Origin of the sequence: Enterobacter cloacae complex sp. P47BA (assembly GCF_014930485.1) — a bacterium.
GTDB classification, from domain to species: Bacteria; Pseudomonadota; Gammaproteobacteria; order Enterobacterales; family Enterobacteriaceae; genus Enterobacter; species Enterobacter bugandensis.
The window spans coordinates 1-968 of record NZ_JADBRF010000042.1 but is presented as its reverse complement, the minus strand read 5'-3'; the positions used below and the strand labels follow the sequence as shown (position 1 = coordinate 968).

Annotated in this window: 1 rRNA gene; it reads left to right on the top strand. The window is 53.7% G+C overall.

From position 1 onward, the window contains the following. A 23S ribosomal RNA gene (locus tag IM299_RS22740) occupies positions 1-968 on the top strand; the annotation flags it as partial.

The window sequence follows — 968 nt, the reverse complement described above, 5'->3', positions numbered from 1 at the left end:
AGGGAAACCGAGTCTTAACTGGGCGTTAAGTTGCAGGGTATAGACCCGAAACCCGGTGATCTAGCCATGGGCAGGTTGAAGGTTGGGTAACACTAACTGGAGGACCGAACCGACTAATGTTGAAAAATTAGCGGATGACCTGTGGCTGGGGGTGAAAGGCCAATCAAACCGGGAGATAGCTGGTTCTCCCCGAAAGCTATTTAGGTAGCGCCTCGTGAACTCATCTTCGGGGGTAGAGCACTGTTTCGGCTAGGGGGCCATCCCGGCTTACCAACCCGATGCAAACTACGAATACCGAAGAATGTTATCACGGGAGACACACGGCGGGTGCTAACGTCCGTCGTGAAGAGGGAAACAACCCAGACCGCCAGCTAAGGTCCCAAAGTCATGGTTAAGTGGGAAACGATGTGGGAAGGCACAGACAGCCAGGATGTTGGCTTAGAAGCAGCCATCATTTAAAGAAAGCGTAATAGCTCACTGGTCGAGTCGGCCTGCGCGGAAGATGTAACGGGGCTAAACCATGCACCGAAGCTGCGGCAGCGACGCTATGTGTTGTTGGGTAGGGGAGCGTTCTGTAAGCCGTCGAAGGTGTGCTGTGAGGCATGCTGGAGGTATCAGAAGTGCGAATGCTGACATAAGTAACGATAAAGCGGGTGAAAAGCCCGCTCGCCGGAAGACCAAGGGTTCCTGTCCAACGTTAATCGGGGCAGGGTGAGTCGACCCCTAAGGCGAGGCCGAAAGGCGTAGTCGATGGGAAACAGGTTAATATTCCTGTACTTGGTGTTACTGCGAAGGGGGGACGGAGAAGGCTATGTCAGCCGGGCGACGGTTGTCCCGGTTTAAGCGTGTAGGTGTGTGTTCCAGGCAAATCCGGTTCACTTTAACACTGAGGCGTGATGACGAGGCACTACGGTGCTGAAGTGATAAATGCCCTGCTTCCAGGAAAAGCCTCTAAGCATCAGGTAACA